Consider the following 16366-nt stretch of genomic DNA (forward strand, 5'->3'; position numbering starts at 1 on the left):
CCTTTAGTGGCCCAGCTTGTAGCCAATTTTACCTGACTGGCAAACGACCTTTCGCGCTGCAATTCTAATTTCATTCCAAGACGTTGCCCATCGGCCACGTTCCCCCCAGCCTCGATCATGACGAAGCCAAGTGAAGAATGTCGTTATAGGTCGCAAATACCATCAGCATCAGCACTAAACCGAGGCCAATGCGGAAGCCCATCTCCTGCGCGCGCTCCGATAACGGGCGCCCGCGAACGGCCTCGACCGCATAGAACAAAAGATGACCGCCATCGAGAAGCGGAACTGGAAACAGGTTGAGGAGGCCGATCGAGATCGACAGAACCGCCGCCAAGTGAATCAGGGCGGTCAGGCCGATTGTCGCCACCTGCCCCGAGATCTGGGCGATTCGCATCGGACCACCGATCTGGTCGGCCGCCTCGCGTCCGGTGAACACACCGCCGATATAGGCGATGGTGCGGTCCACGACGAACCAGGTTTCCTTGACGCCCAGTACGAAAGCGGTCGCCGGATTGACCCGCTCGGTGGTCGCTTCGCCAACCGCGGTCGCGCGGGTAATGCCGAGGACGCCGAGACGATGGACGTTACCGAAGCTGTCTTTGACTTCGCGAAGTTCTGGTGTGCCCTTCAGCTCAACCGTAACTTCGCCGCGCTTGACGCTGAAGGCCAGCTGCTCGCCGGCCTTGGTGCCGACGATGCGCTGCATGTCAGAGAAACTGCCAATGACCTTGCCATCGATGGCCTTGATGATGTCGCCCGACTGGAACCCAGCCTTCTCGGCCGCGCTACCAGCCTGAATGCTGTCGACCTTGGCGGTCGTGCTCGGCTTGCCAAAGAACGTGAACAGACAGGTGAAAATGACGATCGCGAGGATGAAATTGGCGATCGGACCAGCAGCCACGATGGCCGCACGCTGGCCAACCCGCTTGTGATGGAAGCTGCCCTTGCGCTCATCCACCGTCATGCCTACCAGCGCGGCGCTTGAGGGGGTCGAGGCTTCGCTCTCGTCACCGAAGAACTTCACGTAGCCGCCAAGCGGAATCGCGGAAATCTTCCAGCGTGTGCCGTGGCGATCGTTGAAGCCGGCCAGCTCGGGACCGAAGCCGAGCGAGAACGTCAGGACCTTAACGCCGTTCCAGCGAGCGACCAGGAAGTGGCCGAGTTCGTGGAAGAACACCACGATCGTCAGGACAAACAGAAAGGGGATGATATAGCCGATAAAGCCGTGGCTTAACGTATTGAAACTATGTTGGAAAAACTCAAGCATCCCGATCCCCTAACGCGAGGCCAAAGGCCCCGTCCCCAATGCTCTAGGATGCCTTTGCGGCAATTTGAGGCAAGAGGGTGGCAGCCATTTTTCTCGCTTTATGGTCAACAGCAATAGCGTCATCCGCCGATGACAACGGCGCCAAATTCCCTGCCCGCACCCATTCATTCATGGTCGCTTCGACCAGGCGTGCGATGGCGCCGAAGCGGATATTCTGGGCGGTGAAGGCAGCCACAGCAATCTCATTGGCCGCGTTGTAGACGGTGGTCGCGCCGCTGCCGGTGCGCAGCGCGTCATAGGCCAGCTTCAGGCCAGGGAAGCGCGCGTAATCCGGTGCCTCGAAGGTCAGCGAGCCGATCTTGGCGAGATCAAGCGGTGCGGCCCGGCCCGGGATGCGGTCCGGCCAACCCAGGCAATGCGCGATCGGCGTGCGCATGTCCGGCGAACCCAGCTGCGCCATGACCGAATAATCCCGGAACTCGACCATGCCGTGAATGATTGACTGCGGATGCACCAGCACGTCGATCTCGTCCGGTGCCAGCGCGAACAGATAGGACGCCTCGATCACTTCGAGACCCTTGTTCATCATCGATGCGGAGTCGATGGTAATCTTCTGCCCCATCGACCAGTTCGGATGTTTCAGCGCCTGCGCCAGCGTCGCCTGCTCGATATCGGCGGCAGCCCAGGTGCGGAACGGTCCGCCCGACGCGGTGATGATCACACGGGTCAGCTCCTCGCGGCTGCCGGAGGCCAGCGCCTGAAACAGCGCATTGTGCTCGCTGTCCGCTGGCAGGATGCAGGCGCCAGCCTTGGCGGCACGATCCATGAAGAAATCGCCAGCGCAAACGAGGCATTCCTTGTTGGCCAGCGCGACGGTTGCACCGCGGTCGACGGCGGCGAGCGCGGGCTTCAGGCCGGCGGCGCCTGATACGGCGGCCATCAGCCAGTCGGCCGGACGCTCCGCAGCCTCAACGATGGCGCTATCCCCTGCTCCACTGGCGATCCCGGTGCCGGCGAGTGCCGCGCGGAGTTCGTCCAGCTTGGATTCATCAGCGACGGCCACAAAGCGCGCGTTGAATTCCTTGGCCAGCTTGACCACGCCTTCGACGTTGCCGTTAGCCGTCAAAGCCTCCACCTGGTACCGCTCGGGCGAGGCTCGTAGCAAATCCATGGTGCTGTCGCCGATCGAACCGGTCGCACCGAGGACAGTGATGCTGCGCAGACTGGACGCGGCGGGCTTGTTATTTCGCAGGGGAACAGCGCTCATCAAATCACCAAACCATAAGACCGCGGCCGACGCCATCTGCGCCGCCGCGTAAAAGACCAATCATCGCAGCAGCAACCACCGCGAATACATAGCCATCGAGGCGATCCAGCAGACCGCCATGGCCAGGAATGATCTGGCCGGAATCCTTGACGCCGAACTTGCGTTTGACCGCGGACTCGAAGAGATCGCCGAGTTGCGACAGCACCGTCAGCACGGTTGCGATCACGAGCAGCGGCAGCAGGCTTCCCAAACCATTCATGGCAAAACCGGCAGCCACGGCGAGACTGAGAACAAAGCCGCCGATGGCGCCGGCCCATGTCTTCTTCGGGCTGACGCGCGGCCACAGTTTCGGGCCGCCGATGCCGCGCCCGGCGAAATAGCCGCCGATGTCGGTCATCCAGACCACCAACAGAATGAACATCAGCGCCGAGAAGCCCCAGACGGGATCGAGGCGCACGACAATGGACGCCGCAAACGCAGCCAAGGCATAGACGACGCCGAGCCCGATCCAGCCGACATGATTGCCGACGATGGCCCGCCATTCCAGGAAGAGACCAACCGATACCAGCGTCACGAGGCCGAACCACAGCCAGCCACCGGCATAGGCGGCGAAAATCGCGACAGGGATCAGCACCAGCGCGGCCAGGATGCGCATCAAGAGATTGCGCAGCCCCCGGTCATCCGCCTGCTTCGGCGTACTGTCGTCCTGGGTCACGCCGGTCACGAACCGGTTTTCGCGGCGAGACCGCCGAAGCGCCGCTCGCGGCGGGCATATTCGGCAATGGCGCTTTCCAGCGCGGCCTTGTCGAAATCCGGCCAGTGGATGGGCACGAATACGAACTCGCTATAGGCAGCCTGCCACATCAGGAAGTTCGACAGCCGCTGTTCACCCGACGTGCGGATGATCAGGTCCGGGTCCGGAATATCAGGCGCGTCGAGATACTGGCCGAGCGTATCGACATTGATGCTTTCGGGCGTCCGCTTACCCTCGGCAACCTCGCGCGCAAGGCGCTGCGCAGCCGTCGCGATCTCGTGCCGCGAGCCGTAGTTGAAGGCGACCACGAGATTGAGCTGGGTGTTGCCCCGCGTCAGGTCCTCGGCCTCTTTCAGCAATGACGCGATATCGGAATCGAGGCCCTGGCGCTCTCCAATCACACGGACCCGCACGCCGTCGCGATGCAGCGTGGCAAGGTCGTTGCGGATGAAGCGACGCAGCAGGCCGAACAGATCGCTGATCTCGGATGCGGGCCGCGACCAGTTCTCGGAGCTGAACGAGAAGATCGTCAGATACTGGATGCCGAGTTCGTTGGATGCCCGCACCACACGGCGAAGTGCCTCGACGCCGCGGCGATGGCCCTCGGCGCGCGGAAGCCCCCGCGCTGCAGCCCAGCGTCCATTGCCGTCCATGATGATCGCGACATGCAAAGGCGTGGATCGGTCCGATCCATCATTTGCGGGCGCGGCGGCATTCGACATCGATTAAAATCCCCAGCCTATGGTCCGGCACATATGTGACCAATTTGCGGACCATACGCTTTTCAACAGCTTAAAAGCGGCTTCTGACGCTTAAACCGTCATGATTTCCTTTTCCTTAGCCGCCAGCAACTGATCGATTTCAGCGATTATGCTGTCCGTGACCTTCTGCACTTCGGTATCGTGGCGCTTCTGGTCGTCCTCAGAAATCTCGTGAGCCTTCTCGAGCTTCTTGATGATGTCGAGACCGTCGCGGCGGACGTGGCGCACCGCAACCTTGGCCGCCTCGGCATATTTATGCGCGACCTTCACGAGTTCCTTGCGGCGCTCGGTGTTCAGTTCGGGAATGCGCAGCCGCAGAATCTGGCCTTCGGTCGCCGGGCTGAGGCCGAGATTGGAATCGACGATCGCCTTTTCCACCGCCTTGACCATCGACTTGTCCCAAACCTGCACCGACAGCAGGCGCGGCTCGGGAACGCTGACGGTCGCAACCTGGTTCAGCGGCATGTGGCTGCCATAGGCTTCCACCTGGACCGGCTCCAGCATCGAGGCTGCCGCACGTCCGGTGCGCAAGCCGCCAAGCTCATGCTTCAGCGACTGGGTCGAGCCCTGCATACGGCGCTTGAGGTCGTTGATGTCGAATGGGGCCATGGTGGCCATGCAGCTCTCCCTTGTATCCTGCTGGTGCGAAGCGGGTATGGCGCTCCGAACCCGTCTAAAATCAGCCCGCGACGATGGTGCCGCGGCCAGTACCAGTCAAAATGGCGCCGATCGAACCCGGTTCGGCGATCGAGAACACGATGATAGGCAGCGAGGTCTCGCGGGCAAGCGCGAAAGCCGTCGCATCCATGACTTTGTAGTTCCCCTCCACCGCCTGCGAATGGCTGAGACGCTCGAAGCGTGTCGCGTTCGGATCCTTCTTTGGATCGGCGCTGTAGACGCCGTCCACATTGGTCGCCTTCAGCACGGCCGATGCGCCGATCTCGGCAGCGCGCAACACTGCGGTCGTGTCAGTGGTGAAGAACGGATTGCCGGTACCGCCGGCCAGCAGCACGATGCGGCCCTCGGACAGGTATTTGTGTGCGGCAGCACGTGTGAAGAGTTCGCAGACCTGCGGCATCACCATCGCCGACAGCGTACGGGCCGGCACGGCGTGGCGCTCGATCGCAGCTTCCAGTGCCAGGCAGTTCATGACGGTAGCGAGCATGCCCATGCTATCGCCGGTCGGGCGCGACACACCACGCGAGGAGACTTCGACGCCGCGGAAGATATTGCCGCCGCCGACGACGACCGCGACTTCGACACCAAGTTTCTGGGCTGCAATGAGATCGACGGCAATGCGGTCGATAGTCGGCTGATCGATACCGAATGACTGGCCTCCGGCGAAAGACTCACCCGAGACCTTGATCACTACGCGACGATAGAGCGGCTCACCCATGATGCGATCGCTTCCTTTCGAGGCGGCAGCTCCCGGCGTAGATCGCCGGGAGGTCTTCCAATTCGTCTTACTTCTGGCCGCTGGCGGCGGCAACTTCGGCAGCGAAGTCCGAAGTCTGCTTCTCGATGCCTTCGCCGAGCGCGTAGCGCACGAAGCCAGCGAGCTTGATCGGCGCGCCAACCTTGCCTTCGGCTTCCTTGACGGCCTGCGCCACCGACTTGCCGGTGTCGTGGATGAAGGCCTGATCCAACAGGCAGACTTCCTTGTAATAGGTCTTCAGGCCGTTCTCGACGATCTTCTCGATCATCGCGTCCGGCTTGCCCTGCTGGCGATACTTGTCGGCCATCACTTCCTTCTCGCGAGCAACGACGGCCGGATCGAGGCCGGCCGAGTCCAGCGCCTGCGGGTTGGCAGCAGCGACATGCATCGCGATCTGTTTGCCGAGGGTCGCGAGATCGTCAGCCTTGCCGGTGGATTCCAGCGCGACGATGATGCCCATCTTGCCGAGACCTTCGATCACGGCGTTATGCACGTAGCTCGACACGACCCCGGCCGAGACTTCCAGCGTCGCGGCGCGGCGCAGGGTCATGTTTTCGCCGATGGTGGCGATGGCTTCGGTGATCGCGGTCTCGACAGTGACGTCGCCAACCTTGTGCGCCTTGATGGCCTCAACGTCGGAGCCGACCTTGAGCGCGACCTGGGCGATCATCTTGACCAGGCCCTGGAACTGATCGTTGCGCGCGACGAAGTCGGTCTCGGAATTGACTTCGACCACGACGCCCTTGTTGCCGGCAGTGAGAACGCCGATCAGGCCTTCAGCCGCAACGCGGTCAGCCTTCTTGGCGGCCTTGGACAGGCCTTTCGCGCGCAGCCAGTCGATTGACGCCTGCATGTCGCCGTCATTGGCAGCCAGTGCGTTCTTGCAATCCATCATGCCGACGCCGGTGGTTTCGCGGAGGTCCTTGACCATCGCTGCAGTAATCGTTGCCATCGTTGAACCCTTTGCCTGTCAGGGCGCCTGCGAGCCAGCCGGTGCTGGTCAATCGCGTTACGCCGCAGGAACTATCATCGAGAGAAGTGTAGAGATGGAAAGTGCGGCCGGGATGACGGCCGCACAATAGTTTCTTGGCTGTCGCATCGGCATGATTTTGTCCGGAACCGGGACACCGGTTCCGGGATCACGCCTGCGCGTTACTCGGCTTCCGCCGTCAGACCCTTGGCCTGGGCGACCCAGCCGTCGGCACGGGCCGGAAGACCAACTTCTTCGCCAATCTTGTGGGCGGTGTCGTGATCGAGTTCGGCCAGCTGCCAGTAGTGGAAGATGCCGAGGTCGTTGAACTTCTTCTCGATCGCACCGGACACGCCGGTGAGCTTCTTGAGATCGTCGGCGGTGCCACGCGGACCGGCCAGGCCCTGGAAGCCTGCTTCCGGAGCCGGGATGGCCTCAGCCACCGGGGCAGCCGATGCGCCGATATCGAAGCCCGAGTCGCCTTGGGCGCGCGAGATGCCGTCGATGACAGCACGTGCGATCAGGTCGCAATACAGCGACAGCGCACGGCCGGCGTCGTCGTTGCCCGGGACCACATAGGTGATGCCCTTCGGATCCGAGTTGGTGTCGACGATCGCCGCGACCGGGATACCCAGACGCTGGGCTTCCTGGATCGCGATGTCTTCCTTGTTGGTGTCGATCACGAAGATCAGGTCGGGCAGACCGCCCATGTCCTTGATGCCGCCCAGCGAGCGATCGAGCTTGTCGCGCTCGCGCTGCAGCGTCAGACGTTCCTTCTTGGTGTAGGCCGACGCGTCGCCGGAGTTCAGCACTTCGTCGAGGTGACGCAGACGCTTGATCGAACCGGAGATGGTCTTCCAGTTGGTCAGGGTGCCACCGAGCCAGCGCGAATTGACGAAGTACATCGCCGAGCGCTTCGCAGCTTCGGCAACGACGTCCTGCGCCTGGCGCTTGGTGCCGACGAACAGGATGCGGCCGCCCTTGGCGACGGTGTCGCTTACAGCCTTCAGCGCGGTGTGCAGCAACGGCACGGTCTGCGCGAGGTCGATGATGTGGATGTTGTTGCGTGCGCCGAAGATGTAATTCGCCATCTTCGGATTCCAACGGTGCGACTGGTGGCCAAAGTGGACGCCAGCTTCGAGCAGTTGACGCATAGAAAATTCGGGTAGTGCCATAGTATCAATTCTCCGGTTGTTTCCTCCGGAAGCGTGTGAGCAAACGAGCGTTCGGGCAGAGGATTCTGCCGTGCAGCCCGGATGCCACCGGACGGCGATTAAGCCATGCTTCCGTGTGAGATGGGCCGGCTTATAGCCGGATTCTGGGGAGAAGCAAGGCAATATGGACCGGGGGGAGCGGATGAAATCGCCTGTCCCACCCCCGCCGCGGCTCCTGCACCAGTCACAACAGGTACCCTGATCTTGACCCAACAAGCAGCAAACGCCACAACTACTGGATGCATTTCGAGATTTTGGGCGGAATTCTCGACATTGAAACGATTGCTGTTGGATCCGGAATCCGAGAGGTTGCCCGGCTTCGAAGGGCTTATGGCCGGGGCCGATGGCGCAAGCGAAAGGACGTTTGCCGCGTACGACTAGCCGATGGTCAAGTCCGGCTGGCCGAATTACATTGGTACGAGGCGGCTGGCATCGGTCGCCGGGAATACAAGATCAAACATCTTCTTTGATTGTGGCCCATGACAAAAACTTCGTCCCAGCGGCTCGTCGTATGCCTCGACAATGATGGCTATGCCGCCTCGCTGGAGCGGCGGAAGATTTATGTCGCTCTTCCGGATGCTGAAGCCGAGAAGAACAGCCTCCTCCGCATCATTGATGAGTCCGGGGAAGATTACCTGTATCCGAAATCCTTATTCGGCCCGATCAGTCTGCAGCAGGCTGTCAAAAAGGCCGTTCTAGCCCCCTAAGCTCCCACCCGATCAAAGTGTTTCGACCATTTCCACCCCGGAAACCGCTTTGATGGCGCCGGCGATCTGCGGGGACACCTGGAACCGGCCTTCGAGCTTGAATTCGACCTCGGTTTGCAGGTCGAGGCGCAGGATCAGCGAGACGTCGCCTCCTCCGGCGGCATTGCTCGGCTGTGGTTGGAGGCGTTTTACCAGCGAATCCAGTGCCTTGGTGTCCTTCATGGTCACCCTGAGCCCCTTCTGGGTCTTGGCAGCGGCGGCATCCAGAGGCTCCGCGTGGAGAACCCGGGCCCGAACGTCCTCGCCCTGGAGTTCGGCACCGAGTTGCAGCAGCACCGCGGTACCCGGTTCCAGCACGTCGCGGTATTGGGCAAGCCCTTCGGAGAACAGCACCGCCTCGAAATGGCCGGTCGGGTCGGACAGACCCATGATGCCCATCTTGTTGCCGGTTTTGGTCCTCCGCTCCATGCGGGACACGACGGTAGCCGCCACCCTGCCCGCCGTAGCGCCGGTTTTGACCGCGCGGCAGAACTCGGCCCAGCTCTGCACCCGCAGTCGCTTCAGGGCGGTCGCATAGTCATCGAGCGGATGGCCGGACAGGAAGAAGCCAATAGCGTCGTATTCCTTGCGCAGCTTCTCCGCCGCCAGCCAGTTGTCGATCTGCGGCAGCATGATGGTCGGCGCATCGGCCGCGCCGCCAAACATGTTTCCCTGACCGATTGTCGTATCCATGTGGGCGCTCTGGCAGGAGGCCAAAATAGCATCCGCGCCGCCATGCACGCGGGCACGATGTGGATCGAGCGTATCGAAGGCGCCGGCCGCAGCGAGTGTTTCGATGATGCGCTTGTTGACGGCGCGTGGGCTCACGCGCGACGCAAAGTCGGCAAGCGACGTGAACAAACCATTCTTGTTGCGCTCGGCGACGATCAGCTCGACGGCGCCAGCGCCGACGCCTTTCAACGCGGCCAGCGCATAATAGATCGTGTTGTCGCTGACCTCGAAGGTGACGCCCGAACGATTGATGTTCGGCGCCTCGACCTTGATACCGAGCCGCTGCGCCTCGGCGCGAAATTCCGACAGCTTGTCGGTGTTGCCCATGTCGAGCGTCATCGACGCCGCAATGAACTCCACCGGATAATGCGCCTTCATATAGGCGGTGTGATACGACACCAGCGCATAGGCCGCCGCGTGGCTCTTGTTGAAGCCATAGTCGGCGAATTTTGCCAGCAGATCGAAGATCGTATCGGCCTGCCCCTTCGGCACGCCGTTCTTGACAGAGCCCGCAACGAAGATCTCGCGCTGCTTTTCCATTTCGGCGCGGATCTTCTTGCCCATCGCGCGGCGCAGCAGGTCGGCGTCACCGAGCGAATAGCCGGCCATGACCTGCGCGATCTGCATCACCTGTTCCTGATAGATGATGACTCCGAAGGTTTCCTTCAGGATCGGCTCGATGATCGGATGCAGATATTCCGGCTCTTCATCGCCATGCTTGCGCGCGCAATAGGTCGGGATGTTCGCCATCGGGCCCGGACGATACAACGCGACGAGCGCGATGATGTCCTCGAAACGGTCGGGGCGCATGTCCACAAGCGCGCGCCGCATACCCTGGCTTTCCACCTGGAACACGCCGACCACTTCACCGCGCGCCAGCATTTCGTAACTCTTGGGATCGGTAATCGGCGTGGTCGCAAGATTGACGTCAATATTGCGCTGCTTGAGCAGCTTCACGGCGACGTCAAGCACCGTCAACGTCTTCAGGCCGAGGAAGTCGAACTTCACGAGACCTGCTGGCTCAACCCATTTCATGTTGAACTGGGTGACCGGCATGTCCGATTTCGGATCGCGATACATGGGCACGAGCTGCGACAGCGGCCGGTCGCCAATCACGATGCCTGCGGCGTGGGTCGAAGCGTGGCGTGTCAGGCCCTCGAGACGCTGCGCAATATCGAAGGCTTTGGCGACGATCGGATCCTCGTCGCGGAGCGCCTGGAGTTTCGGCTCGCCCTCGATCGCGGCTGCAAGTGTCACCGGTGCGGCCGGATTTTGCGGCACCAGCTTGGTCAACTTGTCGACCTGGCCGTAGGGCATCTGCAGCACCCGGCCGACGTCGCGCAACACGCCGCGCGCTTGCAGCGTACCGAAGGTGATGATCTGCGCGACCTGATCGCGGCCGTAGCGCTGCTGCACATAAGAGATCACCTCACCACGGCGGTCCTGGCAGAAGTCGATGTCGAAGTCCGGCATCGACACGCGCTCCGGATTGAGAAAGCGTTCGAACAGCAGATTGAACTGCAGCGGATCGAGGTCGGTGATGGTCAAGACCCAGGCGACCAGTGAGCCAGCGCCCGAACCGCGGCCCGGTCCGACCGGAATGCCCTGCGCCTTCGCCCATTTGATGAAGTCGGACACGATCAGGAAGTAACCCGCATAGTTCATGCGGGAGATCACGTTGAGTTCGAAGTCGAGCCGCGCGTGGTATTCCTCTTCGCTCTTGCCCTGTGACACGCCGTGGACGGCGAGACGTTTGCGCAGGCCCTCCTCGGCCTGACGGCGCAACTCGTCGGATTCCTCCTGGGCCGCACCTTCGGCGTTACTGCCGGCGCCCACCGTGAAGCGCGGCAGGATCGGCTTGCGCGTCTTTGGCCGGAACGAGCAGCGCTCGGCAATTTCGACGGTTGACGCCAATGCCTCGGGAATGTCGGCAAACAGAACCGCCATTTCGGCGCGGGTCTTGAAGCGATGATCGGTGGTGAGCTGCTCGCGGTCCGTTTCGGCAATGATCCTGCCACCGGCGATGCATAGCAGCGCATCATGGGCCTCATAGTCATCCGCGGCGGCAAAATACGGCTCGTTCGTCGCCACCAGCGGCAGGCCCTTGGCGTAAGCCAAGTCTATCAAACCGGCTTCGGCGCGGCGCTCCTTCTCGGCGCCATGACGCTGCAGTTCGATATAGAGCCGATCGCCGAATAGCGACGCGAGCCGGTCGCAGCGCGCAGCGGCAAGCGCGGATTGATCGGCGAGCAGCGCCTGATTGATCGGGCCGTCAGGACCGCCGCTCAACGCGATCAGGTCTTCTGTTTCCTCCAGCAGCCATTCCAGCTTGATGTGGGGCGCATGATTGACCGGGGTTTCCAGAAACGCGCGCGAGTTGAGTTTCATCAGGCTCTGATAGCCGCGCTCCTTGGCGGCCAGCAGCACAATGCGCGGCATCACGGCGTTCAGCGCATTACGGGCGTTGGGATCCTGGTCGCCGAAATCGATCGCGACCTCGCAGCCGGTAATCGGCTGGATGCCGTAGCCCACCAGCTTTTCGGAGAATTCCAGCGCGCCAAACATGTTGTCGCTGTCGGTCAGCGCCAGCGCCGGCTGGTGGTCGGCCTTCGCCAGTTCCGCCAGTTTCTGGATCTTGATCGAGCCCTTCAGCAGCGAATAGGCCGAATGCACGTGGAGATGGACAAATCCGGCATTCGACGCGGCGGGCTTCTGACTCATGGCGTGGGGCGTTCCGGACTTTGCAGCGCCCGATCTGGGCAGTCATCGACACTGGGGATCGCGGCAGCCTGTTCAGGCCGACTCGCTGCCCCATGGTGATGCCTGCCCCCGGCCAAGTCCATGTGAAACCCGCTCGGGCCCGGAAGCGTCCCCGCATTCCCTAGGGGATGCTTGTCATTCCCCGGGGAGCGCTTCCCTGGTGTTCCGGCGCCGGCTTCGCAGCCAGCGTCCGGGAGCAGGATCAGAGCTGGGGGATCAGTTGCGCCCAGACCGCAATCATGCCGACGAACAGAACGATCGATGCCAGTGCAGCGGCTTCTTCAACAAAGGTCTTCAACATGGTGGCCTCCGTGATCTCTGGAACATATGAAGAACATTGTTCTCATTCTGTTCCTGGAGTCAAGCGGCCGATCCGGCGCGCCGCGCCTCATATTCCGAATGGTTAAGACGGCGAGCCGGCACGCTTTGCGCCCACCAGCCAACTCTCCCTCGCCGGGAATCACCTGCGCCGTATAGCGTCGCATGTGCCGAACAAGCCCTGTTACGGCATGTTTCCGACGCCAGATGCGGAGCGGAATCCGGCTTTGTGAGTTGACGAATACCGGTCAGACCGGCTTTGTGCCGGTCAGAGATCACATGCAGCCGGCCATCTGAGTCGGCAGGAGAATTCGATGCGCGCAGCCCTGCTTGCCCTGGTCGCCCTCGGCGCCGTTTCGGCCCTCAATGTCACGCCAGCCGCAGCACAGCGCACCGATCCCGGCCCGTTCTCGTTCAACACGCCGAGCGGTTATCCGTTCTGCATGCGCTCGCTCTATGATGACGACGACTGCAGCTACCGCACCTATGCGCAGTGCGCCGCGACGGCATCGGGCATCGGCCTGACCTGCTTTGCCAATCCTGCACTGGCCTATGCGCAGAGCTACGCACCGCAGCAGCCGCGCGTGAAGCGCAAGCGTAAGAGCAGCTACTGAGCGATGGCGCCGTCCGCGGCGCCTCGCTTTTTCTCTCTCAAATGAAACGAGTGGCGGGGTCAGTCGAGTTCGACGACCTTGCCGTTTTCCAGCGACACCCGCCGGTCCATGCGGCCGGCCAATTCCATGTTGTGGGTCGCGATCAGCATCGCCACCTTGGTCGCCTTCACCAGCTGCATCAGCGCCTTGAAGACGTGATCCGCGGTATGCGGATCGAGATTTCCCGTCGGCTCATCCGCAAATAGCACGCGCGGCGCATTGGCTACCGCGCGGGCAATTGCAACGCGCTGCTGCTCGCCGCCCGACAACTCCGCAGGGCGATGGGTGATGCGTTCGGCCAGACCCAGATAGGCCAGGATTTCCTTGGCGCGGGCAACCGTCTCGGAGCGCTTCAGGCCGCGGATCATCTGCGGCAGCATGACGTTTTCCAGCGCGGTGAATTCCGGCAGCAGCCGATGTGACTGGTAGACGAACCCGATATCGGTGCGGCGGATCTGGGTGCGCTCGGTGTCCGACAGGCCCGAGGTCGCGGTGCCGCCGACATAGACCTCGCCGTCATCCGGGCTCTCGAGCAGGCCGGCAATATGCAGCAGCGTCGACTTGCCCGAGCCGGACGGCGCCACCAGCGCGACCGACTGCCCCGCCCATAATGCCAGCTTGGCATTGTCAAGAATGGTCAGAACGCTTTCGCCCTGGGTGTATTGCCGCTTGATATCGTGGAGATAGACCACCGGTACATCATCTGCCCCTTGCGCCATATCAGTCACTCACTCGTATCTTAGCGCATCGACGGGATCGAGGCGCGCGGCGCGCCACGACGGGTAGAGGGTCGCCAGGAACGACAGCGTCAGCGCCATGATGACCACCGCGCTGGTTTCGCCGACGTCGACCTCGGCCGGCAGCTTGGACAGGAAATACAGTTCCGGCGAGAACAGCTCCGTGGATGTCATCCACGAGATGAATTGCCGGATCGTCTCGATGTTGAAGCAGACCAGTAGTCCAACGAAGAAGCCGACCAGCGTGCCAACCACGCCGATCGCAGCACCCGTGATCAGGAACACCCGCATGATCGAGCCTTGAGAGGCGCCCATGGTGCGCAGGATCGCGATGTCGCTGCCCTTGTCCTTCACCAGCATGATCAGGCCGGAGACGATGTTCAGCGCCGCCACCAGCACGATCAGCGTCAGGATCAGGAACATGACGTTGCGCTCGACCTGCAGCGCATTGAAGAAGGTCGAGTTGCGCTGCCGCCAATCGACGATGAAGATCGGCCGCCCGGCCGCCTCGGTCACGAGCTTGCGATACTCGTCGATCCTGTCGGGATTGTTGGTGTAGACCTCGATCGAGGTCACGTCAGAGGGGCGATTGAAATATGTCTGCGCCTCGGCCAACGGCATGAACACGAAGGTCGAGTCATATTCGGACATGCCGATCTCGAAGACGGCAGCAACCTTGTACGGCTTGATGCGCGGCGTCGTGCCCATCGGGGTCACCGCCCCCTTCGGCGAGATCAGCGTGATCATGTCGCCGGCATGGATCGAGAGCTGATCTGCCAGCCGCCGACCGATCGCCACACCCTGCCCGTCATCGAAGCCTTCGAGCGTGCCCTGTTTGATGTTCTTGGCGATCGACGTGAGGTTATTGAGATCGCCAGAGCGGATACCGCGGATAAAGATGCCGGCAGCACCGAACGCGGATGATCCCAGTCCCTGGCCATCCACGACCGGCGCCGCGAGACGAATGCCATTCACGCCGCTGATGCGGTCGGCGACATCCTTCCAGTCGGTCAGAGGACTTTCCAGCGGCTGCACCAGCAGATGCCCGTTCAGACCCAGGATCTTGTCGAGCAGCTCCTTACGGAAGCCGTTCATCACGGCCATCACGATGATCAGCGTGGCGACGCCGAGCATGATGCCGAGGAACGAGAAGCCGGCAATGACGGAGATGAATCCCTCTTTACGGCGCGCACGGAGATAGCGTCCGGACAGCAGCCATTCGAAGGCGGCGAAGGGTGGGGTTCGAACTGGCTCGCTCATGGCATCATCCATCGCCCGACTCCCATACGAATCGGGCTTATTCTAGCCGCATCGTGAGTGATGCGGCGACCACGCAGTGGATAAGTCGTCAGGACGTCAGCTTTGCGACGACCTCAGCGGCACTGATATTCTCACGCGAACCGTCATCGCGCCGCTTCAGCTCGACCTTGCCTTCGGCCAGCCCCTTCGGGCCAACGAGGATCTGCCAGGGCACACCGATCAGGTCAGCGGTGGCAAACTTGCCGCCGGCGCGCTGGTCGGTGTCGTCATAGAGCACATCGACGCCCTTGGCCGAGAGCTCCTTGTAGAGCGCCTCGCAGGCCGCATCCGTATCGGCCGACCCCTGCTTCAGGTTGAGGATGGCGGCGCGGAACGGCGCCACTTCCTCGGGCCACTTGATGCCGTTCTCGTCGTGGCAGGCTTCGATGATCGCACCCAGCAGCCGCGACACGCCGACGCCGTAGGAGCCGCCATGGATCGCCGTCTCCGCGCCGTCGGCGCCGGCGACGGTCGCCTTCATCGCGTCGGAATATTTGGTGCCGAAATAGAAGATCTGGCCGACTTCGATACCGCGGGTGTTGAGCCGCCGCTCGGCCGGCACTTCGCTCTCGAACCGCGCGGCGTCGTGAACGTCTTCGGTGGCCGCATAGATCGAGGTCCACTGATCGATGATGCCCGTGAGATCGCCGTTGTAATCGATGTCTGCTGGCGGCACTGGCAGATTGAGGACGTCGCTGTCGCAGAACACGCCGGACTCGCCGGTCTCCGCAAGCACAATGAATTCGTGGCTGTGATCGCCGCCGATCGGGCCGGTCTCGGCGCGCATCGGGATCGCCTTCAGGCCCATCCGCGCAAAGGTGCGCAGATAAGCGACGAACATCTGGTTATAGGAGCGCTTCGCTGCTGCCTCATCGATGTCGAATGAATAGCCATCCTTCATCAGGAATTCGCGGCCGCGCATCACGCCGAAACGCGGACGCTGCTCGTCGCGGAATTTCCACTGGATGTGGTACAGGTTCAGCGGCAGGCTCTTGTAGGACTTCACATAGCCGCGGAAGATCTCGGTGATCATTTCTTCGTTGGTCGGCCCGTAGAGAAGCTCCCGCTTGTGGCGGTCGAGGATGCGCAGCATCTCGGGCCCATAGGCGTCGTAGCGCCCACTTTCGCGCCAGAGATCGGCGAGCTGCAATGTCGGCATCAGAAGTTCGATGGCGCCCGCCCGGTTCTGCTCCTCGCGGACGATCTGCTCGATCTTCTTCAGCACCCGCAGGCCCAGCGGCAACCAGGCATAGATGCCGGCGGCCTCCTGACGGATCATGCCCGCGCGCAGCATCAGCCGGTGCGAGACGATCTCGGCTTCCTTCGGCGTTTCCTTGAGAATGGGCAGAAAATAGCGCGACAATCGCATGGTTAGGCCTGGGAATCGGAGGGACACGGGAGAACGCGAGTGAAACCGGATCGGCCGCCAAAATACAAGGGCGACAGGTCGGAC

14 protein-coding genes are annotated in these 16366 nt (G+C 62.0%); 2 read left to right on the plus strand and 12 right to left on the minus strand.

What is annotated here, in order from left to right; all coding sequences use genetic code 11:
- Positions 1-115: 115 nt before the first annotated feature.
- The 8 genes from rseP to A4A58_RS07635 all read right to left on the minus strand — a co-directional run bounded on the left by rseP (position 116) and on the right by A4A58_RS07635 (position 7629).
- A complete protein-coding gene (rseP, locus tag A4A58_RS07600; RefSeq protein ID WP_068730864.1) occupies positions 116-1267 on the minus strand; it encodes an RIP metalloprotease RseP in 1152 nt (383 codons plus the stop codon).
- Between the two features lie 43 nt (positions 1268-1310).
- On the minus strand, positions 1311-2534 hold the full coding sequence (dxr, locus tag A4A58_RS07605) for a 1-deoxy-D-xylulose-5-phosphate reductoisomerase (protein ID WP_068730959.1): 1224 nt from the start codon (positions 2532-2534) through the stop codon (positions 1311-1313).
- Between the two features lie 4 nt (positions 2535-2538).
- On the minus strand, positions 2539-3249 hold the full coding sequence (locus A4A58_RS07610) for a phosphatidate cytidylyltransferase (RefSeq protein WP_068730960.1): 711 nt from the start codon (positions 3247-3249) through the stop codon (positions 2539-2541).
- A gap of 5 nt (positions 3250-3254) precedes the next feature.
- Positions 3255-4010, minus strand: a complete 756-nt coding sequence (locus A4A58_RS07615; protein ID WP_068730865.1) for an isoprenyl transferase — start codon at positions 4008-4010, stop codon at positions 3255-3257.
- Between the two features lie 90 nt (positions 4011-4100).
- Positions 4101-4658 carry a ribosome recycling factor gene (gene frr, locus A4A58_RS07620; RefSeq protein ID WP_374725665.1) on the minus strand — a complete coding sequence of 186 codons (558 nt, stop codon included), beginning with the start codon at positions 4656-4658 and terminating at the stop codon, positions 4101-4103.
- Between the two features lie 70 nt (positions 4659-4728).
- On the minus strand, positions 4729-5445 hold the full coding sequence (gene pyrH / locus A4A58_RS07625; RefSeq protein WP_068730867.1) for a UMP kinase: 717 nt from the start codon (positions 5443-5445) through the stop codon (positions 4729-4731).
- Positions 5446-5512: 67 nt separating this feature from the next.
- Positions 5513-6436: a translation elongation factor Ts gene (tsf, locus tag A4A58_RS07630; RefSeq protein WP_068730868.1), complete on the minus strand. Its 924-nt coding sequence runs from the start codon at positions 6434-6436 to the stop codon at positions 5513-5515.
- Between the two features lie 200 nt (positions 6437-6636).
- The gene (locus tag A4A58_RS07635; protein ID WP_068730869.1) at positions 6637-7629 is read right to left on the minus strand and encodes a 30S ribosomal protein S2; all 993 of its coding nucleotides are present in this window, start codon (positions 7627-7629) and stop codon (positions 6637-6639) included.
- 518 nt (positions 7630-8147) lie between these two features.
- Between A4A58_RS07635 and A4A58_RS07640 the strand changes: the two genes are divergently transcribed.
- Positions 8148-8375, plus strand: coding sequence for a hypothetical protein (locus A4A58_RS07640; RefSeq protein ID WP_068730870.1), 228 nt, complete (start codon positions 8148-8150; stop codon positions 8373-8375).
- Between the two features lie 12 nt (positions 8376-8387).
- Here the strand turns inward: A4A58_RS07640 and dnaE are convergent, their stop codons facing one another.
- Positions 8388-11867, minus strand: coding sequence for a DNA polymerase III subunit alpha (dnaE, locus tag A4A58_RS07645; protein ID WP_068730871.1), 3480 nt, complete (start codon positions 11865-11867; stop codon positions 8388-8390).
- A 671-nt stretch (positions 11868-12538) separates the two neighbouring features.
- Here dnaE and A4A58_RS07650 point away from each other — a divergent pair.
- Positions 12539-12838, plus strand: a complete 300-nt coding sequence (locus A4A58_RS07650; protein ID WP_068730872.1) for a DUF3551 domain-containing protein — start codon at positions 12539-12541, stop codon at positions 12836-12838.
- Positions 12839-12897: 59 nt separating this feature from the next.
- Here A4A58_RS07650 and A4A58_RS07655 read toward each other — a convergent pair whose 3' ends face one another.
- The 3 genes from A4A58_RS07655 to proS all read right to left on the minus strand — a co-directional run bounded on the left by A4A58_RS07655 (position 12898) and on the right by proS (position 16282).
- The gene (locus A4A58_RS07655; protein ID WP_068730961.1) at positions 12898-13596 is read right to left on the minus strand and encodes an ABC transporter ATP-binding protein; all 699 of its coding nucleotides are present in this window, start codon (positions 13594-13596) and stop codon (positions 12898-12900) included.
- 9 nt (positions 13597-13605) lie between these two features.
- The gene (locus tag A4A58_RS07660) at positions 13606-14886 is read right to left on the minus strand and encodes a lipoprotein-releasing ABC transporter permease subunit (protein WP_068730873.1); all 1281 of its coding nucleotides are present in this window, start codon (positions 14884-14886) and stop codon (positions 13606-13608) included.
- A gap of 76 nt (positions 14887-14962) precedes the next feature.
- Positions 14963-16282, minus strand: coding sequence for a proline--tRNA ligase (gene proS / locus A4A58_RS07665; protein ID WP_068730874.1), 1320 nt, complete (start codon positions 16280-16282; stop codon positions 14963-14965).
- Positions 16283-16366 lie beyond the last annotated feature (84 nt).

Source organism: Tardiphaga robiniae (assembly GCF_001618955.1).
GTDB lineage: Bacteria > Pseudomonadota > Alphaproteobacteria > Rhizobiales > Xanthobacteraceae > Tardiphaga > Tardiphaga robiniae_A.